Consider the following 25,980-nt stretch of genomic DNA (forward strand, 5'->3'; position numbering starts at 1 on the left):
TGCAGGTTCCGGATCAACGTGCAACCATTGAGTTGCACGTTGACCCCATGAGCCACGTAGAAGGAGACCCTCATGACCGAGGACAGGATCGAACGCGAGACCCTCATATCCGCCCCGCTGGAGCGCGTCTGGTCGCTCGTCGCCGCACCCGGTTTCTGGGTGTACGACAAGGCACCGCAGTCCGCTGATGACACCGTCGTGGCGGCCGAGGGCCAGTCCGTCGTCGTCAACCACCCCGAGTACGGCAACTTCCCGGTCGAGGTCGTCAAGGTCGAGCCGCAGACCTACCTCGCCTACCGGTGGGCCAGCGCTTTCCCGGGCGAGCCGGTCCGCGACGACAACAGCACCCTCATCGAGTTCACGCTCGCGTCCGAGGGGGACCAGACCCGGCTCAAGGTCGTGGAGAGCGGGTTCGCAGCGCTGGTCGGCGGCGAGCAGGTGGGCGCCAAGGCCCACGCGGACAACACCGGCGGCTGGAAGCAGGTCATCGACGACCTCGTCGCCCGGGCCGAACGAGCCTCCGTGTGACGGACCACCCATCCGACCCGGCGGATGCGGTCGACGGCGTCCTCGTCGCCCTCGCCGACCCCACCCGGAGGCAGCTGCTCGACCTGCTGGCGGCCCTGGGTGAGGTCACGGCGACGACGCTCGCCGAGCGCCTGCCGGTGTCTCGGCAGGCCATCGTCAAGCACCTGGCGGTGCTCGAGTCCGCGGGACTGGTCTCGCGGGGCAAGGTCGGGCGCGAGGTGCTGTATGCCGTCCGGCCCGATGCGCTGAACGTCACCGCCCGCTGGATGTCGGCCCTCGCCGCCGACTGGGACCGCCGCCTGGCGACCATCAAGCGGATCGCCGAGAGCAGCGAGCTCTAGCCCCCCGCGCCTGCGAAGACCGTGGGCCGCGAGCGGCGCAGACCGGGCGTCAGGGCCACCGTCGTCACGAGCGACAGGGCCGCCATGACCGTCATCGCGAGCGCGACGTCCTCGTGGGTCGGCCCGAGCAGCTGGGCGACGACGCCACCGACGAAGGCCCCGACGGCCTGGCCGACCATGAGCCCCGTGCTGTTGAGCCCGAACACCTGCCCGCGCACCTCTCCGGACGTGTGCTGCACGAGCCGCTCCTGCAGCGGGAGGCTCGCGGCGAACCCGGCCGAGGCCACGAAGCCGAGCGCCATCGCGACCGGCAGCGATGGCACAAGGAGGAAGCCGAGGTAGGGCACCGCGAGGAGCACCCGCAGCGGCTCGATGAGCCGCTCACGGACCGGCTCGCTGACGAACCGGCCGACCACGATGTCGCCGATGAGCATCCCGGAGGCTGCGGCCGCGAAGAGGTACCCGGCCCGCTCGCCGGCATACGGCACGAAGAGCGCCTCACACCCGACGACGAGGCCGTTGGGCACCCAGAGGGTGAGGAAGACCGGGCGGAGCAGCCGCGACCCGAGGAGGCGGCGGTTCACCTCGCGCGTGCGTCCGACGACCTTCGCCCCGGTGACCCGAGGCGGGTGGTCGCGCAGCCCGAACCGCACCATGACAAGGGTGACGAGGCTCGCGACGGCTGCGCCGAGGAACAGCTGGGTGGTCGTGAAACGCAGCAGCAGGATCCCGCCGAGGCCGTAGCCGACGATCTGCATGACTCCGACGGCGATGTTGATGGTCGAGCGCCCGAGGATGAACGCGTCGGGCGGCAGGATGTCGGACATCAGCGCGATCATCGACCCGCCCGTCGCGGACATGACGAGCCAGGGGATCGCCAGGAGCGCGAACCGCCAGCCCCACGGCATACCCGGGATCGCCTGGAGCAGGTCGGCGGTGAGGCCGGCGAGCGCCACGACGAGCAGTGCCGTGCGCGGCCGGATGATGTCGGCGATCGCACCGAGGAACGCGGTCCCGAGGAGCCGGACGAGCGGGCCGCCGAACATGCTCAGCGCCGTGAGGATCGGCGATCCCGTGGCCTGGTACGTGATGGTGCCGAGCGCGAGGGACGCGACCGAGTGCGCGGCGAGGGTGAGGCACTGGGAGAGGAACAGCACCCGGAACTCGCCGACGGCGAACAGCTGGCGGTACGTCTTCACCGGCTCCACTATGGCCACAGCCGACGACAGTGCCTAATCTTTCGGCTGGAGGCGAAAGATGGGGACCTGGCGGATCTCGGCCGACCTGCTCGCGCGGAGCAGGTTCGTCGTGTCACCACGCATCGAGACCGTCGGGGCCCTCAACGACCTGGTGCGGCCCTCCGACCCGGCCGGCCGCGCATTCGCCGCGACGCACCGGGAGGCGTTCGAGGCGATGCTCGAGGCGCATCCGGTGCGCCGAGCGGTGCTCGACCACTCATGGCGTCCGGGGTGGATCTCCGACTGGCTGTGCCTGCCCCCGACCGGCGACCGGATGACGTTCCCGGACGAGCTCGAGGACGTCCGGCGCCTCGGCGACCGTCGCATCCGCGCCCTCCTGCGCGAGAGCTCGCCCGAGGCGGCGCTGCCTCGTGTCCTGACCCGGCCCGGCACGGCGGACGCCGCCGCCGAGCTGCTCGACTGGGTCTGGGTGCACACCATCGCGACCGACTGGGCCCGCCGTGAGCGGATCCTGCGCGCCGACATCGTCGCCCGCACGACGCGCCTCGCCAGCCACGGCTGGGCAGCCGTCCTGCGCGACCTCGGCCGTGACCGCGAGTGGCTCGGCGACGGACAGCTGCGGATCAACAACTACGACCTGCCGTCGCGGACCCTCGCCGACGACGCCGACCTCTTCTTCGTGCCGGTCCACCACCGTGCCCGCTGGGTCGGGTGGGACATCCCGCACCGGTATGCCGTCTACTACCCGGTCACGGGTGCTCTCGCGCAGGTGGACGGCCAGGCTGCTGGGGGCCTCGACCGGCTGGTTGGAGCGCCCCGGGCACGCCTGCTGCGGGCTCTGTCCGCGCCGGCGAGCACCTCGGCACTGGTGGCGACGACGGGTATGCCGCTCGGCTCGGTGGGCGACCACCTCAAGGTCCTGCTCGACTCCGGGACCGTGCTGCGCCGCAGGTCCGGGCGCGAGGTCCTCTACTGGCGGACGGCGCTCGGCGATGCCCTCGTCGCCTCGAGCGGGCGCGCGGAAACCGACCCGCTGCGGCCGTGAGTCGCTCTTCCGCAGCGGCACGATCAGTCGTTAGCGTCGCACCTGTTGTGACCATCAATCTCACACTTGGAGAGGCAAGAGACATGGCAGAAGACTGGGCAGCAGACGTCAAGATCTACGCGCCTGACGCCGACGACGCAGCGATCGCGGGGATCGTGAAGCACTGCGGCATCGCCCTGCAGAAGCGTGACTCGTCGCTGGTGTCGTTCACGGATCGCTCGGAGCTCGACCGCGTCCGCGAGAGCTTCATGAAGAAGAAGCTCGGCCTGACCGACTGCGACGCCGATCTCGATGCGGCCCTGGCCGACGTCGGCCAGACGCTCAAGGGCGACCGCACGAAGAACCGCGTGACCGTCTACTACCTTCTCGCCGACAAGTACAACAAGCTGGACCTCTTCCGCTGACCCGCGGCAAGCACGAGTCATCCTGAACCACAGTCAAACCCAGCCGTATGCCGCTCACCCAGGTGGGCGGCATACGGCTGCGGTGCGCCCGACAGGGGTCGACTGAGCGGCCGGCGCGTGCGCAGAGTGGAGCATGGACACTCACGCTCCACACCCTTCGCGCAGGACCGTACTCACGACAGCGGCCGCCTCGGCGGCCATCGCCATCAGCGCCCCTTCAGCGGCGTCGGCCTCCTCGAGGCGCCAGTCACCGGCGCCCGAGACCGTCGACCTGCCGGTCGGCTACCGGCCTGAGGGCATCACGTCCGGACCGGGCACGACGTTCTACGTCGGCTCCCTGGCCGACGGCCGGATCGTCACGGGCGACCTCATCGCGGGCGGGCTCGCGACCCTGCTCCCCGGCGCTTCCGGCCGGTCGCTGCGCGGCCTGTTCTGGGACCGGCAGTGCCGGGTGGTCTGGGCCGTCGGCGGCGTCACGACCGGGCCGGTCACGGTCGGCCACGTCTGGTGCGTCGATGACACGTCTGGTGCCGTCATGCACGACGTCGTCGTCCCCGGCTCGGGCTTCCTCAACGACCTCGTCGTCACCGAGGACGCCGTGTGGGTCACCGACTCGTTCGTCGACCGGCTCACCGTCATTCCACACGACCACACGACGAACTCAGCCGGGGCTCCCTCGTTCGTGGCCCTCTCCGGAGCCTGGCCAGCCGGCAACGGAACCTTCATCAACGCCAACGGGATTCGCCTCCTGCCCGACGGCGACATCGTGCTCAACAACAGCCAGTTCGGCGGCCTGTGGCAGGTCGCCCCCGCCACCGGCGTGACGAGGTCGATCCCCGTCACCGGCGGCCCGGGCGTCACCTCCGGCGACGGGCTGCTCGTCGACGGCGATGTCCTCTACAACGTCCGCGGCAGCGGGCTGAACGAGGTGTCGGTCCTTGTGCTGCGACCGGGCGGAAGCGGCTGGACCGCGAAGTGGCAGGGCGCGCGCAGCGACCCATCACTCGACTTCCCGTCGACCGCGACCCTCGCAGGGGGCTGGCTCTGGGCGGTCAACGCCCGGTTCTCCACGCCGGGAACCGTGCCGTACTGGGTCACCAGGCTTCCCGCCGTCTGACGAGCGTCGCGACCACATGGACGTGCGGACGATCCCGGCGCAGACTGGATGGATGGACATGCGCCGACATGGCTTCACCCGCCGCAGCGCGCTGACTGCAGCGGCCGTCACGGGCCTACTCGCCCTCACCACGATGGCCGGCACGGCGGCCGTCGCCTCACCCCGCTCCGCACCCCACGTGGAGCGGTCAGCCACCACGTCGATCGCAGACGTGCGCCTGCCCGCCGCCCCGGGCGTCTCCGACCACGTCATGAAGGTGATGCGCTACGGGTCGTGCGACCCGAGCATGGTCGACCTCTGACAACCACCCATACGAGACATCAAGCCGACAGGTCGCTAGGCTCGACAGCCGTGCCGACACCCCAAGGAGGCCCGATGTCCGCCGCCAACGAGACGCACGTCGACCACACGGAGCACCCGACCGACCCTGAGCTGGCTGACATCGTGCAGTGGGACACCGCGTCGCCTGCCGATCCGATGACCCCCCGCGGCGGCCGGGACCGCAGCGTGGGCCTCGCCGTCGCCGGCATCACCCTGGCCGCTCTTCTCGTCGGCGGGCTCGTCGCCTTCGTCATCTCGCTCTCCGGCTGACCTGGCCGAACCGTGACCCGGGAACCCGCGCGCAGCTGAGGCTCGCGGTGCATGCTGTTCCGCATGACTGACGGCCAGGTGGGCACGCCACGCTCCGCACGCAGGGCGGACATCCAGGGCCTGCGTGCCGTCGCGGTCATCGGGGTCATCGCCTTCCACCTGACCGGCTGGCCGCACGGTGGCTACCTCGGCGTGGACGCGTTCTTCGTCGTCTCCGGCTTCGTCATCACCGGGCTGCTGCTCCGGGAGCGGGAGCGCACCGGCCGCACGTCGCTGCGGGGGTTCTGGGCCCGGCGAGCGCGCCGCATCCTCCCGCTCGCCCTCATCGTCATCGCGGCCGTCGTCGCGGTCTCGTCCTGGGCGTACGCACCCGCGAAGGCGGCGTCGGTCAGAGTCGACGCCCTGTGGGCCACCTTCTTCGCCGCGAACTGGCACTACGCCGAGCAGGCCGACGACTACTTCGACCTCGGCGCGGCGCCATCGCCGCTCCAGCACTACTGGTCGCTCGGGGTCGAGGAGCAGTTCTACCTGGCGTGGCCCCTGCTCGTCGTGCTCGCGTGCGTCCTCGTGGGCGCCGTCCGCCGCCAGCGGGCCGCCATCGCCATGCTCGCCGCCGTGGTCGGCATCGCGTCCGTGACGTGGGCCGTGGTGCAGGGGGTGTCCGACCCGACGACCGCCTACTACTCGACCTTGACGCGCGAGTGGGAGCTGGCCGCGGGCGCCGCTCTCGCCGCGATCCCGCTCAGTGCCGTCCGGCTGGGGCCCGCGACCCGGGCCGCGCTCTCCTGGGCCGGCCTCGCGACGCTGCTCACGGCATACGTGCTGGTCGGGCCCGGCGCAGGTGTGCCCTACCCGGCGGCGATCGCAGCCCTCCTCGGCACGGCCCTCGTGCTCGTCGCCGGCATCGGCGAACCCGTGCGCGGCTCCGTCGCGCTCACCAACCGCGCCAGCGGCTACGTCGGCGACATCTCGTACGGGCTCTACCTGTGGCACTTCCCCCTCATCGTCATGGCGCCGGTCATCCTCTCGACGACGACCTGGGTCACGCGCAGCGTGGTCCTCGCACTCACCGTGCTGCTCGCCGTGGTGAGCCATCACCTCGTCGAGCGGCCGATCCTCGACGCACCGCGGCTCGGTGGGGCCGGCGCCCCGGGCCGCTCGTGGCGCGCCTGGTGGGTGGCCAAGCGGCGCGGGATGCTCGCCGCGGCCCTGGCGCTCGTGCTCCTGGTCGCTGGTGTCTCCGGGGTCGCCTCCGCGCGGCCAGACCTGTTCTCCGGCTCCTCCGACGTCGTCGCGGGCGACCTCGACGGCGGTGGCGTGCCGCCACCCGCGTCCGACGCCCTGCCGACCGAGGAGGCGCCTTCGCCGACTCCGACCCCGGCGACCGGCTCACCCAGCGCGACCAAGACTGCCGCACCCGAGCCGACCTGGCAGCCGATTCCCTTGGGCGCCACGGGAACCTACGTCCAGCAAGGTCTGCGTGGCGCCCTCGCGTCCTCGTCGTGGCCTGCCGACCTCAACCCTTCCCCGTCCGAGTGGCAGACGACGGCGGACCAACGGACGGCGATGCAGGCGTGCGCCGCAACCGACGCGTTCGACCCCAGCTCCTGCACCTTCGGCAACCGCAACGGCCCCGAGATCATCGTCTACGGCGACTCTCTCGGCTTCCCGCTCCTCGCGACGGTGGAGAAGGCGTACGGGAAGAAGTACAAGATCCGCGGGATGACCAAGATCGCCTGCGCGGTCAACGGTGTCAACGCCGACTTCGGCCGCGACGAGTGGGCCATCCCGTGCGTCAACCACCGGAAGATGACCCTCGACTACATCCGCAAGTCCAAGCCCGCCGTCTTCATCATGATCGAGACCTACGCCTGGGCCGTCCGGCTCAAGTCCGACGCCAAGGGCCAGGCGTCGGCCAGGGAGTGGCTCGCGGCCGACCAGAAGTTCGTCGACCAGATCAAGGGGAGCGTCGGCAAGGTCGTGCTCATGGGGCCCTCGATGCCCGGCGTCGCGTTCCTCGACTGCTACCGGCCCGGCGGGTCCCCCCGCCGGTGCGTCACCGGCATACCCTCCTGGTGGGCGCGCACGCGGGACACCGAAAAGAAGGTGCAGGGTGCGACGTTCATCGACACGACGCACTGGTACTGCGTGGACGGCAGCTGCCCGATCTTCACCACCAACACCGGCACCGTGCTCAAGGGGGACTACCTCCACACGTCGGTGCAGTACGCCCGCCAGCTCGCTCCGGACCTCAAGTACATGATGAGGGCCGCCGGGGTCATTCCCTGAGGCTGACGATGCGGACGCGGGGCCGCTCGCTGTGGGCCCCGTGGGTCATGATGTGCCAGTCATGAGCCCACGGATCCGCTGGACCTCAGCCCAGGTCGCCGACCTCGCGCCCGACGCGTCGGCGCTGGCGTCCGCGCGTCGGCTCGCGCGGCCCGGCCCGTGGTCCGACACGGGCTCGACCGACACGCTCGTCTGGGGCAAGTGCCAGGGGTCGGGCCGCGTGCCCTACCAGGTGAGCGTGGACCTCACGGGGCCCGCGTTCCGCTGCTCGTGCCCGAGCCGCAAGTTCCCGTGCAAGCACGGTCTTGCCTTGCTGCTGCTGTGGGTCGACGGGTCCGGGTCGGTCGCCGATGTCGAGCAGGCCGCCGGGTTCGCGGCCGACTGGGCCGCCGAACGCCACGCCCGCGAGGCCGCCCGCGCTGCGTCCGCGTCATCGCGAGGCACGAGGACGCCCGACCCCGCTGCGGCTGCGAAGCGTCTCGAGGATCGCCTGGCGCTCATGGACGCCGGGATGGAGGACTTCGCGCGCTGGCTCACCGACCTCGTCCGGTCCGGCACGGCGTCGGCGCGGCACCAGCCCTATGCCTGGTGGGACGGGACGGCCGCCAGGCTCGTCGACGCACAGCTGCCGGGTCTCGCCGACGACGTGCGGTCGGTCGGCGCGGACGTCAGCTGGCGGCCGGACTGGTCGGACCGGCTGCTCGTCGCGCTGGGGCGGTGGTGGACCGCCACCCGGGCGTGGGCCGCCCGAGCGTCACTGTCGGACGCACAGGTCGGCGACCTGCGGGCCTACCTCGGCTGGTCCTTCGCCACCGAGGCCGTCCGCTCCCAGGACGCGTTGCGCGACCGGTGGACCGTGCTCGGCGCGCACCGCACCGACGACGGGCGCCTCCAGCAGCAGCGCACCTGGCTGCTCGGTGCGGAGTCGGGCGAGACGGTCCAGGTGCTGGACTTCGCCATGTCGGGCCAGGTCCTGCCCGTTGCGCGGGTCGTCGGCTCGACCCTCGACGCGACCGTCGCGCGCTATCCCGGTGCCGCGGTGCGGCGGGCGCTGTTCGCCGACGAGCCGGCGGTCGTGCCCGAGCGAGGCGGTATGCCGTCCGGATCCACGCTGCTCGATGCCCAGCGGGCCGCCGCGGCGACGTTGGGGCTCAACCCGTGGACCCGGCGAGTGCCCGTCGTCGTCGAGGCGGCCCGCGCGTCGACGGGAGCGGTGGTCGACACGGACGGCGCGACGATGCGGCTGACCGACGACACCGACGTGTGGATGCTGCTCGCGCGGACCGGCGGCCACCCGGCGCGCCTGTTCGGCGAGGTCGAGGGCGACTGGATCCGCGTGCTGACCGTGGTCGTCGACGGCGAGGCGGTGTCCCTGTGAGCGGCGTCGCCTCAGGAACGGACTTCGAGCGCTGGTGGCGTGAGGTCGGCAACGCCGCCCTGGTCGGCACGGCGCGACGGCCGGTCCCGGGGCTCCCACGTCTCGGTGGCGCCGGCGTGCTCGGGCGAGCCGGCGACCCGCCGCCGCGTGAGGAGGCGCTGCTCGACGCGGTCGCGCTGGGCGCCACAGCGCTGCGCGCCGGGTCCCGGCTCGAGCACGGCGACCCGCCGGACCGTTCCCCGGCCGACGAACGGCCCGAGGCCGGGCGTCTCGCCATCCAGCTCCTCGAGCTCGTGCTGAGCCAGCCGCCCGCCGGCCCGCAGCAGCGTTCGGCCCTGCTGGCGCACTGGCTTCGCACCGCCGCCGGAGCCGGGCGGCGGGTGCCGTACGGGCTGATGCCGGGACTGCTCGACCTCGCGACCAGCCATCGCGACCTGCGTCGCCTCGCCGCGGCCGTGCTCGACCGGCGCGGGCTGTGGCTCGCGTCCCAGCGCGACGACTGGCGGTGGGCGCTCGACGCTGCTGCCGGGGTCGACGTCTCCGCCGAGCCGACCGTGCCGGCCGACGAGTGGGCGCGCCTGCGCTCGACGGACCGGTTGGCGGTCGTGTCCTCCCTCCGAGCGCGTGACCCGGCTGCGGCCCGTTCTCTCGTCATGTCTACCTGGAGCTCCGACGCGGCCCGGGACCGCCGCGCCTTCCTCGAAGCCCTCCGCATCGGGCTGGGACCGGACGACGAACCGCTCCTCGAGGAGGCCCTCGACGACCGGGCCCAGACCGTCCGTGAGGTCGCCTGGGAGCTGCTCGACGGCCTCCCCGGTTCCGCCCGGGCCGATCGCCTGGCGGCACGGCTGCGTCCGCTCGTCCAGGCCACGGGCGTGCTCAAGCGCGCCCTCGACGTCCGCATGCCCGACGAGCCCGACCGAGCCGGCGTCCGCGACGGCCTGGGCAAGCCACCCCCGCGACGATCCGCGCGGGGCTGGTGGCTCGAACAGATCAGCGCCGGCGCGCCGCTCGAGGTCTGGACCGAGGCCAGCGGCGCAGACCCCGACACCACGGCACGCCGGCTGTCCGACGACGACGCGCTGGCCGGCATACGGCGCGCGGTGCGGGCCCGGCGGGACGGTGAGTGGGCCTTCGCGCTGCTCCAGCTCCGCTGGGACGCGAGCCTCGTCGGGGCGCTGCCCCGTCACCAGCGCGAGAGTGTCGTGCTCGCGCGCGTCGAGTCCAGCCCCGACCGGCCGCTCGAGACGGCGGCGCTGCTCGGCGCTCTGGACCCGCCCTGGTCCCCTCAGCTCAGCGCGGCCCTCGTGGCGCGCCTGCGGGCGTCCAAGACGGGCTCGTTCGTCGTCGCGCACGCGATGCCACATCTGGTCGCCGGGCTGCACCCCACCGCGCTCGCCGCGCTCGAGTCGTGGCTCAGCCAGAGCGGAGCCGACCGCGCCCTCGCGACCAACCTCCGGCACCTCCTTCAGTTCCACTCCGTCAAGCGATCGATCACCGAGGCCTTCACATGAGCGAGACCCCTTCCGCCACAACGGTTCTGCGCGCCCACGCCGAGGACGCCAACTCCACCGAGCTGGCTGCCCTCGAGGCCACGGACGACCGGCCTCGCCCGCCACACTGGCGGCTGTCGCCGTGGGCGGTGACGACCTACCTGCTCGGCGGCACCCTCGACGACGGCACGGAGATCACGCCGAAGTACCTCGGCTCGCGTCGTCTCATGGAGATCGCCGTGGCATCGCTCGCGACCGACCGCGCGCTGCTGCTGCTCGGCGTGCCCGGCACCGCGAAGACGTGGGTCAGCGAGCACCTCGCTGCGGCGATCAGCGGCTCCTCGACACTCGTCGTGCAAGGGACGGCTGGGACGCCCGAGGAGTCGCTGCGCTACGGCTGGAACTACGCGCGGCTGCTCGCCGAGGGGCCCACCCGTGCAGCACTGGTGCCCAGCCCGGTGATGCGCGCCATGGAGACGGGGGCCCTCGTGCGCATCGAAGAGCTGACCCGCATCCCCGCCGACGTGCAGGACTCGCTGATCACGATCCTGTCCGAGAAGCACCTGCCCATCCCCGAGCTCGACGACGAGGTCCAGGCGCTCTCGGGCTTCAACGTCATCGCGACCGCGAACAACCGCGACAAGGGCGTCAACGACCTGTCCTCGGCGCTCAAGCGGCGGTTCAACACCGTGGTCCTGCCGCTGCCCGACTCCCTCGACCAGGAGGTCGAGATCGTGCGCACCCGGGTCGAGTCGCTCGGCCGCAGCCTCCAGCTTCCGGCCGGCCTCGAGTCCGTTCACGAGATCGAGCGGGTCGTCACCGTCTTCCGCGAGCTGCGTTCAGGAGTCACGGCCGACCAGCGCACGACGGTGAAGTCGCCCTCGGCCACGCTGTCCACGGCCGAGGCGATCTCGGTCATGACCAACGGCGTCTCCCTCGCCGCCCATTTCGGCGACGGGACGGTGCGGGCCGAGGACGTCGCGGCCGCACTCGTGGGCGCGGTCGTCAAGGACCCGGTGCAGGACCGGATCGTCTGGCAGGAGTATCTCGAGACCGTCGTCAAGGACCGCACCGCCTGGACCGACCTCTACCGCGCCTGCCGCGAGCTCGGCTGAGCGATGAGCGCGGTCGCAGTCCCCGTCGAGGAGGCCCCGCGGGCCGGGCCGCGCGTCGAGGTGCTCGGCATCCGGCATCACGGCCCGGGCTCGGCCCGATCGGTCGGGCGTGCGCTCGAGGAGCTGCGGCCCGACGTCGTGGTCATCGAGGGACCGCCCGAGCTCGATGCACTCATCCCGCTCGCGGCCGATCCTGACCTCGTCCCGCCCGTCGCCGGGCTCGTGTATGCCGTCGAGTCGCCCAGGCGCGCCGCGTTCTACCCGTTCGCCGTCTTCTCACCGGAGTGGGTAGCGTTGCGCTGGGCGCTCGAGCACCGCGTCGACGTCCGCTTCGCCGACCTGCCCGCGACGCACTTCCTCGCCGACGCGGAGGACGACGACCGCGGGGTCAGGTCGCGGCGAGTCGACCCGATCGGAGAGCTGGCTCGCGCCGCGGGCTACGACGACCCGGAACGCTGGTGGGAGGACGCCGTCGAGCACCGGCGCACCTCCTCGCTCGAGCACTTCGCACACCTCCGCCACGCCATGCACGCAGTCCGGGGCTCGCTCGAGGTCGACGACGATGCCAAGCGAGAAGCCTTCATGCGCAAGGTGATTCGATCCGAGATGCGCTCGGGTCGAGACCGCATCGCGGTCGTGTGCGGGGCGTACCATGCCCCGGCTCTCGACCCAGCGGCATACCCTCCGGCGACCCGCGACAACGCGCTGCTCAGCAAGCTGCCGCGGGTCAAGGTCGCCGCGACGTGGGCGCCGTGGACGTCGCAGCGGCTGTCCTACGCCAGCGGGTACGGCGCCGGCGTCCGCTCGCCGGGGTGGTACCAGCACCTGTTCGTCACGCCCGACGACGAGGTCGTCCCCTCGTGGTTCGTCCGCGTCGCCCGGGCCCTGCGGAGCGAGAGCCTCGACGCCTCGACCGCGTCCGCCGTCGAGGCGGCCCGGCTGGCCGAGGCTCTGGCGGCCGTCCGCGGCCGCCCTTCCGTGGGACTGAGCGAGCTGACCGACGCCGCTCAGGCGGTCCTGGCCGAAGGGTCCGACCTGCCGCTGAGGCTCATCGACCGCACGCTGGTCATCGGCGAGCAGCTCGGTCAGGTGCCCGACTCGACGCCGATGGTTCCCCTGGCGAGCGACCTCGCGCGGCAGCAGAGGTCCTTGCGGCTCAAGGTGTCGCCGACCTCGGCGGTCATCCAGCTCGACCTACGTCGCGAGGCGCAGCTGGCGCGGTCGGTGCTGCTGCACCGGCTGAGCATCCTCGACGTCCGCTGGGGCACGCAGACCGACGCCGGCGCCACGACCGGCACGTTCAAGGAGGCATGGGAGCTCGAGTGGACCCCCGAGCTCGCCGTCGCCCTCATCGAGGCGAGCCTCTACGGCACGACCGTCAAGAGCGCCGCCGAGGCCCGGGTGACCGAGGAGGCCGAGAAGGCCACCGAGCTCGGACCTCTCGGCTCGCTGATCGAGCAGTGTCTGCTCGCCGACCTCCCTGCCGGGCTCCGCGCCGTCGTCGCCTCGCTCGCCGACCGCACCGCGCGGCAGCACGACACCCAGGCCCTGCTCGAGACCGTCGAACCGCTCGCCCGAACCTGCCGCTACGGCGACGTGCGCGGCGTGGACGTCGCCGACGTCGCGCATGTGCTCCAGACCGTCGTCGTGCGCGCCGCCGTCGGGCTCCGGCCGGCCTGCGCCAGTCTCGACGACGACAGCGCAGACGCGATGCGGCGTGCCGTCGAGGCCGCCCACCGCGGGATCGCGCTCGTCGACCGTCCGGAGCTCCGTGACCCGTGGCATGAGGCGCTGGCCGTCGTCGCGCGCGACGAGGCGATCCACGGGTCGGTCTCCGGACGCGTCAACCGGCTGCTCCTCGACGGCGCCCTGCTGTCGCGCGATGACGCCGCGGCCCGCCTCAGCCGCCGGCTCTCGCCCCATGCCGGAGGTCCGGCGGCCGCAGCCTGGCTCGACGGGTTCCTCACCGGTGAGGCGTTGCTGCTCGTCCATGACGACGACCTCCTGTCGACCATCGACGAGTGGCTCGCCGGCACGACCGACGAGACCTTCGAGGATCTCCTGCCTCTCGTGCGGCGCACGTTCTCGCGGTTCCAGCCTCCCGAGCGCCGGCTCATCGGCGAGCACCTGCGCGAGCTGGGGGGCAGCGGTCGGCGCGATCGGGACGACCCGGCATACGGCCGCAGCGGTCCGGCATCGGTCGACCTCGACCGCGCGGCACCCGCCGTGCTGGCCGTCGCGCGGCTGCTCGGGCTTTCGGGTGTGTTGGGTTCGCGGGAGGTGATCTCGGGTGGCGGATGAGGCATCGACGGTGGGGCGCGACCGGCTCACCCGGTGGCGGCTGGTGCTCGGCGGCGAGCAGGCCGACGGCATCGGCGACGCGGCCGTCCTCGACGGCGACGACACCAAGCGCGACGAGGCGCTCCGCCAGCTCTACGACAGCGACCGCAAGGGCGGGCTCAGCGCCTCGGCGCCCCGGGTCGCGCGGTGGCTCGGCGACATCCGCGGGTACTTCCCCTCCTCCGTCGTGCAGGTCATGCAGGCCGACGCCATGGACCGGCTCGGCCTGACCCAGCTGCTGCTCGAGCCCGAGCTCATGGAAGCCGTCCAGCCGGACATCAACCTCGTCTCGACTCTCGTCGGGCTGAACCGCGTCATCCCGGAACGCTCGCGTGCCACCGCCCGGTCCGTCGTCAGGGTCGTCACCGACGAGCTGGAGGAGCGGCTCCGTGCCGAGACGGTGCAGGCCGTCACCGGCGCCCTCAACCGCGCCGCACGCACCCGCCGACCCCGGCAGTCCGACATCGACTGGCAGCGCACCATCGCCGCGAACCTCAAGCACTACCAGCCTGAACACGGCACCGTCATCCCGGAGCGGCTGGTCGGGTACGCCCGCCGCGCCACCCGGGTCGAGCGCCAGATCATCCTCTGCATCGACCAGTCCGGCTCGATGGCCGAGTCAGTCGTCTACTCCAGCGTCTTCGGGGCGGTGCTCGCGTCCATGCGCTCCGTGTCGACCCGCCTCGTCGTCTTCGACACCAGCGTCGTCGACCTCACCGACGAGCTCGACGACCCCGTCGACGTCCTCTTCGGCGTGCAGCTCGGCGGTGGCACCGACATCAACCGCGCCCTCGCCTACTGCGAAAGCCTCATCGACCAGCCCGCTGAGACGATCCTCGTGCTCATCAGCGACCTGTACGAAGGTGGGATCGCCGAGGAGATGGTGCGCCGCGCCCAGTCGATCGTCGCGTCCGGGGCCACGATGGTCGCACTCCTCGCGCTGAGCGACTCCGGCCGGCCGAGCTTCGACCCGAACCACGCCGCCGCGCTCGCCGCCGTCGGGGTCCCCGCCTTCGCGTGCACCCCGGACCAGTTCCCCGAGCTCATGGCGACCGCGATCGAGCGACGCGACATCACTGCCTGGGCGGCCGCCAACGACATCGTCACGACGCACGAGCCCGACCCACCAGCCTGACCCCGCTACGCCGCCCGTATGCCGCTCCGTCTGCCGCCCCGTCTGCCGCCCCGTCTGCCGCCCCGTATGCCGGCCGCACCCTCTGCTGTCGACCTTCCCATTCGACGCGGTCCCTCCAGTCGAGTGGGCGCTCAGTAACAAGGCAGGCATCACGCGTCGACCGCCACCAAGGCCACCCCGGCGCATCGAACCCACCACCCGACGTGGTCCCTCCAGTCGAGTGAGCGCTCAGTCACAGGTCGGCAGGACCAGCGACCGTGGAGCCCCACTCATGTGGCTCAGGCGAGCGCCGCGACCGCTTCGATCTCCACCAGCTGGTCCGGATAACCCAGCACGGTCACGCCGTGAAGTGTGCTCGGCACCTCGTGGTCCCCGAACGCGTCGTGCACGACCGTCCACGCGCTGACGAGGTCCTCGCGAACCGTGGTTGCGACCAGGACACGCGTGTAGATCACGTCAGCCAACGTCGCGCGGGACGCCTCGAGGGCCGCGACGAGGTTGCGGACACAACGCCGCGCCTGCTCCTCGATGTCCCCGGGGGCCACGGTCGCGCCGTTCTCGTCGAGCGGACAGGCCCCCGCGGCGAAGACGAGGCGCGCAGGCTCGGCCGTTGTCGCGGCGTAGGCATACGGTGCGGTGTCCGTGAGCGCGTCGGACCGGATGAGGCGCACGGCCGAGTCGGGTGAGGTCATGTCCGGACGGTAACAAGTTGGTGCGCGGCTCGTCCCTGAGTTCTGTCGCCTACCGGTCCCCAAGCACGGATCGCACCATCTGGACGGTAACACTGTCTTCCACAGGCAAACGTGCATCACCGTTCGAACAGGTGTACGATGAAGCATGGCGACCGAGACGCAGATCGAGCAGGACTGGGAGCTCGTCGCGGCCCTGGCCGCGGACCTGCACGACGCCCACGCACGCCTGGTCCAGCTGGTCACCCGAGCCCTGGCCGAGGACACGTGGGCGGCCCCCGGGATCCGCTCGCCCGAGCATTGGCTGATGGTGCGGGCCGGTCTGTCGCGCGGGCAGGCGGCCGCTGTCGTGCTGCTGGCCCGCCGCCAGGACGAGCTGCCCGCCACCGCGGCCGCGCTCCAGCAGGGCGCGATCAGCCTGGACCAGGCCGCTGTCGTGGCCCGGCACACCCCGGCCGAGTTCGATGCGACCGTGGCAGAGTTCGCCCGGCACGCCACCGTCACGCAGCTTCATCGCACCGTCAGCCGGTATGACTTCACCCTCGAGCCGGACAGCCACGACTCCGAGGGGCGGCTGCTGCCGGCCCAGCGTCCCGACCCGAACACCGGCCCTGACGGGCTGCCCACCCTGATCGCCCCGGCCGCCCTGAGCATGGGCTTCGACGCCGACGGCCGGTTCCGGCTGCGGTACGACGCCCCACCCGAGCAGGGCGCCCTCGTCCAGGCCGCCCTCACCGAGGCCAAGGACCACCTCTTCCACGCCAGCACCGACGCCAACACCGACATCGGCCACGAGATCGGCCCCGAGATCGGCCCCGGCAGCGACCCCGGCAGCGACCACAACGGCGACGGCACCGGAGCTGGCAGCGAGCACGGCACCGACGACGCGGCTAGGTCAGCCGGTGAGGCCTCTGACCCTGCGACTGGCCCTGCGTCTGACCGGCCGTGTGAGGGCGCGTGCGGCGGTCTCGCTCGGGGCGGCCTCGATGACCGCACCGGCCCGGACGGGTTCGACGGCGCCGGCGCCAGCAGCGTTGGGGGCCAGCAGCGTTGGGGGCCAGCCGCGGGTCACCTGGGCCGACGCGTTCACCCTGATCGCCACCCGCTCGATGCACGCGGCGGCCACCCCGGCGCGGCGGTCGCGGTACCGGGTCAACGTGTTCCTGGACACCGACGGCGGCTGGCTCACCGGAACACCGCGTCTGCCCCGGCACCTCATCGACGGCCTGACCTGCGAGGGCACACTGACCCCGGTCTGGACGACGAACGGGCACCCGGTCAACGTCGGCGACACCCAACGGGTCGTGCCGAACCGGTCCCGGGTCCTGGTCCTGGACCGCGACCGCGGCTGCCGGTTCCCCGGCTGCGGGGCCGGCAGCTACCTCGAGGTCCACCACCTGAGGCACTGGCGCGACGGCGGCCCCACCGACCTGCCCAACCTGCTGTCGCTGTGCCCGCACCACCACGACGGGCACCACCGCGGCGACTACACGATCACCGGCGATCCCACCCGCCCCGACGGCCTGCACTTCCACACCCGCACCGGGCTGCGCATCAGCCCACCCGGGCACTCGCCCGGCCGTGAGCCCGACCGAACGCCCGGCCCCGCGCCGGAGGGCTTGACCACCACCCACCCGAGGCAGGAGCAACCGCCACCATTCGACCCACCCCGTCCCGACCGGCGCGACCCCGCCGGACTCCGCCTCCTGCCGCTTCACACCGAACATCACGCCACCATGCCCACCGACACCATCACCAACGACGACCCCAGCCTCGGCGCACGCGGAGACCTGCACTCGTCCGCCGGCCCGTCACGGGCAGACCGGACCCGCCCACGCCCACGCCTGGGCCGCACCTACCCCGCACCAACCGGCGGCACCCTGCACCTCAGCCTCGTCGACTTCACCCCACCCCGCCAACGCCGGGACCAGTAGCGGCTCCGTGGCCCCGCGACATGGTCCGCGCCTGCCGCGGCGGCGACGCGCCAGATCGGCGCTCGCTGGACCGAGGCACATGCCCCTATGCAGCAGGGAACGCGAAGCAGGTGCGGCAGCGGGCCTCGTAGCTGAAGGTGCCGTCATCGGGGAGCGCCTGGCCGCCGAGGTCGTCGAGGAACGGAACGTCGGAGCGGAGCACCTGGGTGTGCGTGGCGCGATACTCGTGGCAGACGTCGCAGACGGCACGCCGATAGGTCACGGCGTCGGGAGCCAGCTCGAGCAGGGACCGCACCGTGCTGAACAGCTCGCCGCGGTGGTCCAGGTCGATCCCGGCGACGACGACGCGTGTGCCGCGCCGGAGCAGCTCGTTGACCACGGCGACATCCGCGACGTCGAACATGTGGATCTCGTCGACAGCGACGACATCGAGCTCCTCGTCGAGGGCCGCTGCCAGACTCGCCACCTTCGTCGTCGTGAGCACGCCTCCGCTGCGCGACGTGACCCCGGTGTCGCGGACGTGCCGCGCTGACTGGAAGACGCGGTGACGCACCCGAGTGAACTGGAGCGGCGACAGCATCGAGATGAGCTCGAGGCTCTTGCCGGACTTCATCGGACCGAGCACTACATCGAGCGACACCTCCGACGCGGTGCGGACTGCCTGCCTGACGTCGTCGATCGTGGTCACCCGGAGAACCTATCTACCGGCACCGACACGACGCCGTACGCCCCGCCGACGACAAAGACGATCCCGGCCACCTCCTCGGGGCGGGGCGCGCACCCGACCGCGGCCGACTCGGACACCGCGGACACCGCGGACCCAGGCCGCTCGGGACACGGCTCGGGACGGCATACCCCGCTCATTCGGTGGGCGTGACCCGACAAAGTCCCCTGTCTACTCGCGGGTCAGCCAGAAGGAGTGGAAGGCTGCGCATGTGGCGTGACGTGCGCCACGCACCCCGACCGGGTGCGACGTGAAGGAGAACTGCTCGATGATCTCGCGCATCGCGATCGTCAACCGAGGCGAGGCCGCCATGCGCCTCATCCACGCCGTACGAGACCTCAACGCCGAGGCCGGGCCCGGGGGCCACCGCATCGAGACGATCGCCCTGCACACCGAGGGCGAGCGCCGCGCGATGTTCGTCCGCGAGAGCGACCACGCGTACGACCTGGGTCCTGCGTCGGCGCGGCCCTACCTCGACCACGCGGTGCTCGAGCGGGCGCTGCGCGAGACCGGGGCGGACGCGGCGTGGGTCGGGTGGGGGTTCGTGGCCGAGGACCCGACCTTCGCGGAGCTGTGCGGACGGATCGGCGTCACCTTCATCGGCCCCAGCCCTGAGGCGATGCGCAAGCTCGGGGACAAGATCGGCTCGAAGCTCATCGCGGAAGAGGTCGGCGTGCCCGTCGCGCCGTGGAGCCGCGGCGGGGTCGACACCCTCGAGGACGCCAAGGCCGCGGCCGCACGCATCGGCTATCCGCTCATGCTCAAGGCCACCGCGGGTGGTGGCGGGCGCGGCATCCGCCGGGTCGACTCGGACGCCGACCTCACCGACGCCTACGAGCGCACCCGCGACGAGGCTCAGCGGGCCTTCGGCTCCGGCGTCGTCTTCCTCGAGAAGCTCGTGACCGGTGCACGCCACATCGAGGTCCAGGTGATCGCCGACGGGCAGGGCACGGCGTGGGCGGTCGGCGTCCGCGACTGCTCGGTGCAGCGGCGCAACCAGAAGGTCATCGAGGAGTCGGCGTCACCGGTGCTCTCGAGCGAGCAGGCCGCCGAGGTGAAGGCGAGCGCCGAGCGCCTCGCCGTCGCGGTCGGCTATGCCGGGGCCGGGACCGTGGAGTTCCTCTACCACCCCGGGGAGAAGTTCTTCGCGTTCCTCGAGGTCAACACCCGCCTTCAGGTCGAGCACCCGATCACCGAGGTCGTCACCGACACGGACCTCGTCAAGCTCCAGATCTTCGTCGCCAACGGCGGCCGTCTCGACACGCTGCCGCAGGGGCGGCCGACCGAGCGCGGCCACGCGGTCGAGGCGCGGCTCAACGCCGAGGACCCGGACCGTGACTTCGCGCCGTCGCCCGGGAAGATCACGCTGCTCGACTTCCCGGCCGGGCCGGGCATCCGCGTCGACACCGGCGTCGGTGAGGGCGACTCCATCCCGGCCGACTTCGACTCGATGATCGCCAAGATCATCGCCTACGGCCGCGACCGGGACGAGGCCCTGGCGCGGTTGCGCCGGGCCATGTCAGAGACGACCGTGGTCATCGAGGGCGGCTCCACGAACAAGAGCTTCATCCTCGACCTGCTCGACCAGCCGGAGATCATCGACGGCTCGGCCGACACCGGCTGGATCGACCGCGTCCGTGGCGAAGGACGCCTCGTGTCGCACCGCCACTCCGGCGTCGCGCTCGTCGCCGCCGGCATCGAGGCGTACGAGGACGCCGAGGCCATCGAGCGAGCGCGCCTCTTCGAGTCCGCCCGCGGGGGACGCCCGCAGGTCCAGCACACCGTCGGCCGCGCCATCGACCTCAAGCTGCGCGGGACGGCATACAAGGTCATGGTGCTGCGCACCGCCTCCCACCGCTACCGCGTGTCGATCCAGAACGGCGGGGACAGTCATGTGGTCGACGCTCAGGTCGACCGCATCGACGAGTATGCCGGCCGGATCACGGTCGAGGGACGCCCCCACCGCCTCGTGACCGCCACGCACGGGCCTGTGCACCTTGTCGAGGTCGACGGTGTGACCCATCGGGTCTCCCGGGACGAGGGCGGTGTGGTCCGTTCGCCCGCACCGGCACTCGTCGTCGCGACCCCGGTCGAGGTCGGTGCCGAGGTGGCCGCTGGTGCCCCGGTGCTCGTGCTCGAGTCGATGAAAATGGAGACGGTGCTGCCGGCACCGTTCCCGGCCCGCGTGCGTGAGCTGCTCGTCGCCGTCGGGAGCCAGGTCGAGACCGGGGCGCCGCTGGTGCGGCTCGAGCCCACGGGTGACGAGGCGGATTCCGCGGAGGTCGCGCCGGAGAGCACTGTCGACCTCGACCTGCCCGAGTCGGGGTCGCGTGAGACGACCTCCGCGGAGCGTGCCCAGCGGGGCATCGAGGACCTCTCGGCCACGATCCTCGGCTTCGACGGCGACCCGAACGACGACCGAGGCACCCTTGCCGGCTACCTCGCGGCCCGCGACGAGCTCGCCGCGGCCGGCACCGTGCCCCTCGGCGAGGAGATCGCGGTCCTGCAGCTGCTCACGGACTTCGCCGAGCTCAGCCGCAACCGACCCGCCGCCGAAGAGCGCCACACCGAGCTGCTCGTGCACAGCCCGAAAGAGCACTTCCACGCCTACCTGCAGAGCCTCGACCCCGACCGGGCCGCCCTGCCGGCCGACTTCCGCGACAAGCTCGCCCGCGTCCTGGAGCACTACGGTGTGCCCGACTTCGAGCGCACGCCGGACCTCGAGGAGGCCGTCTTCCGGATCTTCCTCGCGCAGCAGCGCTCCGCGCCCGAGGTGCTCCTGGCTACGTCGCTGCTCCAGCGATGGCTGGCCGAGCCGGCCCCGGAGCCGTCGCTCTACGTCGAGGGGCGCGAGACGCTCGACCGGCTGGTCGTGGCGACGCAGCTGCGCTTCCCTGTCGTCGGCGACCTCGCCCGGAGCGTGCGTTTCCGGTGGTTCGACCAGCCGCTCGTCGATCTCGAGCGGCAGAGCGTCCTCGCCGGGGTCGGTGACAAGCTCACCGCCCTCGCGGCGACCCCCGATGCGCCCGACCACTCCGCCCGCGTCGACGAGCTCGCGGCGATCCCCGAGCAGATCGTGCGGTTCCTCGCCGAGCGCCTGCACGACCCGGTGACGGGAGACCTCCCCGAGCACGAGCCGATGCTCGAGGTGCTGATCAAGCGTCACTATCGCGAGCACGAGCTGCACGGCCTGCACACGTTCCTCGGCGGCGGGCGGCCGTTTGCGGTCGCCGACTACACGCTCGACGGGCGCCCCACGCACCTGACCACCACGATCGGACGCGTCGAGGAGCTGGCCTCGGGCAGCGCCCTGGACCAGGCCGTGTCGAACGATGTGTGGGGCCGTCCTGAAGAGCATCAGGCGGTCGTCGACCTGTACCTCAGCTGGCCCGAGGAGCCCGAGTCGCCCGACGAGGCGAGCGCCCGGCTGGCCGCGCTGCTCAGCGACCTCGACTTCACCAAAGAGGTGCGCCGGGTCGCCGTCGCCGTCAGCCCGGGCAACGGTCGCCCGGTCGGGTACTTCACGTTCCGGCCCGGTGCCGACGGCCTGGCCGAGGACCGCCTGGTCCGCGGTGTGCACCCGATGGTCGGTCGCCGTCTCAACCTCTGGCGGCTCATCACCTTCGACGTGACCCGGCTCGAGGCACCCGAGGACGTGCTGCTCTACGAGTGCGTCGCCAAGGACAACCCCGACGACCGGAGGCTCGTTGCCCTCGCGCAGGTGCGCCAGGTCGTCGTCGTGCGCGACGAGTCCGGCATGGTTTCCGGATTGCCGCACGTGGAGCGGGCGATCGCGAACTGCCTCGAGGCGATCCGGCACGTCCGGACCAGCCGCGGGCCCGGCGCGACCAAGCTGGACATGAACCACGTCTGGATCTCGGTCTGGCCGACGATCGACGCCGACGTCAACCAGCTGACCGCCCTGCAGTCGAAGATCGCTCCGGTCACGGCGGGCGCCGGGATCGAGGAGGTCCTCATCCAGGGCAGCGTCGCGGGTGGTCCCGGCGACGCGCCGATCCCGATGGCTGCACGGTTCGGATACCAGCCGGGCTCCGGTGTCGTGGCGAGCCTCGCCGCGCCTCCCACCGAGCCCCTCAAGCCGCTCGACGACTACGCGTCGAAGGTCGTGCGGGCCCGCCGACGCGGCCTGGTCTACCCGTACGAGCTCCAGGCGATGATCGCCGGCGCCAGTGGCACGGTCCAGGAGCACGACCTCGACGACTCGGGCGCACTCGTCCCCGTCGACCGGCCGCTCGGTCTCAACAAGGCCGGGATCATCGTCGCCGTCGTCACGTCGCCGACGACTCGGCACCCCGAGGGGGTGACCCGCGTCGCGCTGTCGGGCGACCCGCTGCGCTCGCTCGGCTCGGTCGCGGAGGCCGAGTGCGCACGGATCATCGCCGCCATCGACCTGGCCGAGAGCATGCGGGTGCCGGTGGAGTGGTACTCGCTGTCGGCCGGCGCGCGCATCTCGATGGACTCCGGAACCGAGAACATGGACTGGGTGGCCAAGGCCCTCAAGCGGATCATCGAGTTCACGCAGGCGGGCGGCGAGATCAACATCGTCGTCGCGGGCATCAACGTGGGCGCCCAGCCCTACTGGAATGCCGAGGCCACGATGCTCATGCACACCAAGGGCATCCTCGTCATGACGCCCGACAGCGCCATGGTGCTGACCGGCAAGCAGTCGCTCGACTTCTCCGGCGGCGTGTCCGCCGAGGACAACTTCGGGATCGGCGGCTACGACCGCGTCATGGGCCCGAACGGTCAGGCGCAGTACTGGGCCAAGGACCTCGCCGGTGCGCGGGCCATCCTCATGGCGCACTACGACCATGCCTACGTCGCGCCGGGCGAGTCGGGCCCGCGCCGCGTGCCGACCAGCGACCCGTCGCATCGCGACGTGACGCTCTTCCCCCACGACGTGCCCGACTCGGGCTTCACCACGGTCGGTGACATCTTCTCGTCGCTGACCAACCCGGACCGCAAGAAGCCGTTCGACATCCGCACCATGATGCGCGCGGTGAGCGACCAGGACCACGAGCCGCTCGAGCGCTGGGCGGGCATGGCCGACGCGGAGACGGCTGTGGTGCAGGACGCGCACCTCGCCGGCATCCCCGTGTGCCTCATCGGCATCGAGTCGAAGTCCGTTGCGCGCCGGGGATTCCCGCCCACCGACGGTCCGGACACGTACACCGCGGGCACGTTGTTCCCGCGGTCGTCGAAGAAGGTCGCCCGGGCCATCAACGCCGCGAGCGGCAACCGACCGGTCGTCGTGCTGGCGAACCTGTCGGGCTTCGACGGGTCGCCGGAGTCGATGCGCAACCTCCAGCTCGAGTACGGCGCCGAGATCGGCCGGGCCATCGTCAACTTCGACGGTCCGATCGTGTTCACCGTCGTCTCGCGCTACCACGGTGGCGCGTTCGTCGTGTTCTCCAAGGCGCTCAACCCGCGCATGACCGTCCTCGCCGTCGAGGGCTCCTTCGCGTCGGTCATCGGAGGTGCGCCGGCGGCCGCGGTGGTGTTCTCCCGCGACGTCGACGCGCGGACCGCATCCGACCCGAGGGTCACCGACCTCGACGCGAGGGTGGCTGCGGCCTCGGGTGTGGAGCGGGCCCGCCTCGCCACGGAGCTGGCCGAGCTACGCAGCACGGTGCGGGCCGAGAAGCTCGGCGAGGTCGCGTCCGAGTTCGACGGCGTCCACAGCATCCACCGGGCCGTCTCGGTCGGGTCGGTCGACGCGGTCATCGGGGCTCACGAGCTGCGTCCCCGCATCATCGAGGCGCTCGAGGCGGGCTTGCGGGACTGAGTCGTCGACCGAGATCTCTGTGGGGTCAGGCGGGTGACCGCTGCGCCGAGGTGCCGTCGCTCGGCGCAGCGTGGTGCCCGACCCGCTCGGCCAGGAAGTCCTCCCAGGTGCGGCGCCCGACCGCGTGGGCCGGCGTGAGGTTGGCGCCGGCCCGGATGGCCCGGCCGGCCTGCCCGCCGGCACGCAGCGGCACGAGCAGCCGACGCTTGCCGGTGGCGGCGAGATAGCTGCGGGCCAGGTCCTTCATCTCGTAGACGGTCGGGCCACCCATCTCGTCCACCAGGCCGGCGGGCGCCGCGCACGCGAGCGCGGCGAGCCGCGCCGCGACCTCGCCGGTGTCGACCGGCTGGAACCGGGTCCCGGAGAAGTACGGCATGAGCGGCGACTTCGCCAGGCCCTGGAGGGTCAGCAGGGCGAGGTCGTGGAACTGGGTGGCGCGCAGCGTGGTCCACGGCAGCCCCGACTGCTCGACGACCTGCTCGGCGGCGCGCTTGGACGCGAAGTACGCGAACATCATCCGGTCCACCCGGCTGACGACCGGGACCCGTTCGGCCCCGACGACGGAGATGAACACCAGGTGCGGCAAGGACGCACCGGCGGTCGCGCGCACTGCACGCACGAGGTTGGCGGTCTTGACCTCGTCGCCCTGCTGCGTTCCCGCACAGTGGACGATGGTGTCGACCCCGGCCACCGCAGACTCGGCGCCCACTCCGGTGGTCAGGTCGCCGACGACGTACTCAACGCCGTCCACGGTGCCGCGACGGGTTCGGCTGAGAATGCGCAGGTCGGCGCCCGCGGCGCGAAGGAGCGGGGCGACCTGCTTCCCGAGGGTGCCGGTACCGCCGGTCAGGAGGATGCGTGATGTCATGAGCTTTCGGCCTCTCTTCGGATCTCGGTCACGTCTGGTGTCTTTCGTGGGTCTACCCAGTGCGACACCTGCGAGGAAGGGAATGTGACACCAGTGCCTGACGACCTGCTGGAGATGGAGTTCGAGCGGCAGCGGCCGCGGCTGCGCGCCGTGGCCTACCGCATGCTCGGCTCGCTGAGCGAGGCCGACGACGCCGTGCAGGAGACGTGGATCCGGATGGGCCGGGCCGACACCGGGTCGATCGACAACCTCGCGGCCTGGCTGACGACCGTGGTGACGCGGGTCTGCCTCAACCTGCTCAGGGCGCGGGACCACCGCCGTGAGGTGCCGCTGGACGTACACGTCCCAGAACCGCTCATCAGCTCGGCCGAGGGCCTCGACCCGGAGCAGGAGGTGCTGCTCGCCGACTCGGTTGGCCTCGCGCTCATGGTGGTGCTCGACACGCTCGGGCCGGCCGAGCGGGTGTCCTTCGTGCTGCACGACCTGTTCGCGGTGCCGTTCGACGAGATCGCCGAGGTGCTCGACCGCACGCCGGCCGCGGTGCGGCAGCTCGCGAGCCGGGCGCGCCGGCGTGTGCAGGGCGAGGCGCCACGGCCCGACCCGGACCTCGCCCGGCAGCGTGAGGTCGTCGACGCGTTCTTCGCCGCAGCGCGCAGCGGGGACTTCGATGCCCTGGTTGCCGTGCTCGACCCGGAGATCGTGCTGCGCGCCGACGGTGGTGGGTCGAGGAGCCGGCCGACCATCGAGCTGCGCACGCCTCGGGAGGTGGCTGCGCAGGCGACGATGGCCAGCAAGCTCGCACCATACGCGCGCCCGGCCCTCGTCAACGGCACACCCGGTGTGGTCGTGGTCGTCAACGGCAAGCCGTTCTCGATCATGGCGTTCACGGTCACCAACGGCCGGATCGTCGAGATCGACGTGCTCTACGACCCGGAGCGCCTGGCCCGCGTGGACCTTTCTGCGGTCGAGTGACTGGGGGCAGGA

Annotated in this window: 20 protein-coding genes and 1 pseudogene; 17 read left to right on the top strand and 4 right to left on the bottom strand. The window is 72.0% G+C overall.

Translation table 11 applies throughout. From position 1 onward, the window contains the following. Positions 1 to 72: 72 nt before the first annotated feature. Both ACWEOW_RS05920 and ACWEOW_RS05925 read left to right on the top strand, forming a co-directional pair. Entirely contained in the window at positions 73 to 528 is a 456-nt protein-coding gene (locus tag ACWEOW_RS05920) for an SRPBCC domain-containing protein (protein ID WP_452268242.1), read from the top strand. Continuing rightward, the gene (locus ACWEOW_RS05925) at positions 525 to 869 is read left to right on the top strand and encodes an ArsR/SmtB family transcription factor (RefSeq protein WP_452268243.1); all 345 of its coding nucleotides are present in this window, start codon (positions 525 to 527) and stop codon (positions 867 to 869) included. Before ACWEOW_RS05920 ends, ACWEOW_RS05925 begins: the two co-directional genes overlap by 4 nt. On the opposite strand, the gene ACWEOW_RS05930 is transcribed toward ACWEOW_RS05925, so the two are convergent. Further along, positions 866 to 2,068, bottom strand: coding sequence for an MFS transporter (locus ACWEOW_RS05930; RefSeq protein ID WP_452268244.1), 1,203 nt, complete (start codon positions 2,066 to 2,068; stop codon positions 866 to 868). The genes ACWEOW_RS05925 and ACWEOW_RS05930 overlap by 4 nt on opposite strands. Positions 2,069 to 2,126: 58 nt before the next feature. On the opposite strand from ACWEOW_RS05930, the gene ACWEOW_RS05935 reads away from it, so the two are divergent. The 11 genes from ACWEOW_RS05935 (at position 2,127) to ACWEOW_RS05985 (ending at position 14,975) form a co-directional block, all read left to right on the top strand. Next, the gene (locus ACWEOW_RS05935; protein WP_452268245.1) at positions 2,127 to 3,113 is read left to right on the top strand and encodes an ArsR/SmtB family transcription factor; all 987 of its coding nucleotides are present in this window, start codon (positions 2,127 to 2,129) and stop codon (positions 3,111 to 3,113) included. 83 nt (positions 3,114 to 3,196) lie between these two features. Next, positions 3,197 to 3,517, top strand: a complete 321-nt coding sequence (locus ACWEOW_RS05940; RefSeq protein WP_452268246.1) for a DUF2853 family protein — start codon at positions 3,197 to 3,199, stop codon at positions 3,515 to 3,517. A gap of 133 nt (positions 3,518 to 3,650) precedes the next feature. Next, positions 3,651 to 4,634, top strand: coding sequence for a hypothetical protein (locus ACWEOW_RS05945; protein ID WP_452268247.1), 984 nt, complete (start codon positions 3,651 to 3,653; stop codon positions 4,632 to 4,634). Positions 4,635 to 4,686: 52 nt separating this feature from the next. After that, the gene (locus ACWEOW_RS05950) at positions 4,687 to 4,935 is read left to right on the top strand and encodes a hypothetical protein (protein ID WP_452268248.1); all 249 of its coding nucleotides are present in this window, start codon (positions 4,687 to 4,689) and stop codon (positions 4,933 to 4,935) included. Between the two features lie 74 nt (positions 4,936 to 5,009). After that, the gene (locus ACWEOW_RS05955; protein WP_452268249.1) at positions 5,010 to 5,225 is read left to right on the top strand and encodes a hypothetical protein; all 216 of its coding nucleotides are present in this window, start codon (positions 5,010 to 5,012) and stop codon (positions 5,223 to 5,225) included. A 63-nt stretch (positions 5,226 to 5,288) separates the two neighbouring features. After that, complete coding sequence (locus ACWEOW_RS05960; protein ID WP_452268250.1) at positions 5,289 to 7,514, top strand: acyltransferase family protein; 2,226 nt, start codon at positions 5,289 to 5,291, stop codon at positions 7,512 to 7,514. Between the two features lie 61 nt (positions 7,515 to 7,575). Continuing rightward, on the top strand, positions 7,576 to 8,892 hold the full coding sequence (locus ACWEOW_RS05965; RefSeq protein ID WP_452268251.1) for an SWIM zinc finger family protein: 1,317 nt from the start codon (positions 7,576 to 7,578) through the stop codon (positions 8,890 to 8,892). Next, on the top strand, positions 8,889 to 10,406 hold the full coding sequence (locus tag ACWEOW_RS05970; RefSeq protein WP_452268252.1) for a DUF5691 domain-containing protein: 1,518 nt from the start codon (positions 8,889 to 8,891) through the stop codon (positions 10,404 to 10,406). Before ACWEOW_RS05965 ends, ACWEOW_RS05970 begins: the two co-directional genes overlap by 4 nt. Next, complete coding sequence (locus ACWEOW_RS05975) at positions 10,403 to 11,500, top strand: ATP-binding protein (RefSeq protein WP_452268253.1); 1,098 nt, start codon at positions 10,403 to 10,405, stop codon at positions 11,498 to 11,500. Before ACWEOW_RS05970 ends, ACWEOW_RS05975 begins: the two co-directional genes overlap by 4 nt. A gap of 3 nt (positions 11,501 to 11,503) precedes the next feature. After that, complete coding sequence (locus ACWEOW_RS05980; protein ID WP_452268254.1) at positions 11,504 to 13,801, top strand: DUF5682 family protein; 2,298 nt, start codon at positions 11,504 to 11,506, stop codon at positions 13,799 to 13,801. Beyond that, on the top strand, positions 13,791 to 14,975 hold the full coding sequence (locus tag ACWEOW_RS05985; RefSeq protein WP_452268255.1) for a VWA domain-containing protein: 1,185 nt from the start codon (positions 13,791 to 13,793) through the stop codon (positions 14,973 to 14,975). The genes ACWEOW_RS05980 and ACWEOW_RS05985 overlap by 11 nt, the downstream gene beginning before the upstream one ends. 278 nt (positions 14,976 to 15,253) lie before the next feature. Here the strand turns inward: ACWEOW_RS05985 and ACWEOW_RS05990 are convergent, their stop codons facing one another. Beyond that, positions 15,254 to 15,667 (bottom strand): RidA family protein, encoded by a 414-nt coding sequence (locus ACWEOW_RS05990; RefSeq protein WP_452268256.1) that lies wholly within the window; start codon positions 15,665 to 15,667, stop codon positions 15,254 to 15,256. A 145-nt stretch (positions 15,668 to 15,812) separates the two neighbouring features. On the opposite strand from ACWEOW_RS05990, the pseudogene ACWEOW_RS05995 reads away from it, so the two are divergent. Both ACWEOW_RS05995 and ACWEOW_RS06000 read left to right on the top strand, forming a co-directional pair. Beyond that, positions 15,813 to 16,133, top strand: a pseudogene (locus ACWEOW_RS05995) (DUF222 domain-containing protein); the annotation flags it as partial. A gap of 433 nt (positions 16,134 to 16,566) precedes the next feature. Beyond that, positions 16,567 to 17,598: an HNH endonuclease signature motif containing protein gene (locus ACWEOW_RS06000; RefSeq protein ID WP_452268257.1), complete on the top strand. Its 1,032-nt coding sequence runs from the start codon at positions 16,567 to 16,569 to the stop codon at positions 17,596 to 17,598. Positions 17,599 to 17,683: 85 nt separating this feature from the next. Here ACWEOW_RS06000 and ACWEOW_RS06005 read toward each other — a convergent pair whose 3' ends face one another. Continuing rightward, positions 17,684 to 18,286 (bottom strand): thymidine kinase, encoded by a 603-nt coding sequence (locus tag ACWEOW_RS06005; protein ID WP_452268258.1) that lies wholly within the window; start codon positions 18,284 to 18,286, stop codon positions 17,684 to 17,686. 304 nt (positions 18,287 to 18,590) lie between these two features. Here ACWEOW_RS06005 and ACWEOW_RS06010 point away from each other — a divergent pair, with 304 nt between their 5' ends. Further along, a complete protein-coding gene (locus tag ACWEOW_RS06010; RefSeq protein ID WP_452268259.1) occupies positions 18,591 to 24,128 on the top strand; it encodes an ATP-binding protein in 5,538 nt (1,845 codons plus the stop codon). 25 nt (positions 24,129 to 24,153) lie between these two features. Here the strand turns inward: ACWEOW_RS06010 and ACWEOW_RS06015 are convergent, their stop codons facing one another. After that, on the bottom strand, positions 24,154 to 24,996 hold the full coding sequence (locus ACWEOW_RS06015) for an SDR family oxidoreductase (RefSeq protein WP_452268260.1): 843 nt from the start codon (positions 24,994 to 24,996) through the stop codon (positions 24,154 to 24,156). Positions 24,997 to 25,089: 93 nt separating this feature from the next. Between ACWEOW_RS06015 and sigJ the strand changes: the two genes are divergently transcribed. Beyond that, positions 25,090 to 25,968, top strand: a complete 879-nt coding sequence (gene sigJ / locus ACWEOW_RS06020) for an RNA polymerase sigma factor SigJ (RefSeq protein WP_452268261.1) — start codon at positions 25,090 to 25,092, stop codon at positions 25,966 to 25,968. The last annotated feature ends 12 nt before the right edge of the window (positions 25,969 to 25,980 follow it).

The sequence above is a fragment of the Monashia sp. NPDC004114 genome (genome assembly GCF_053603855.1).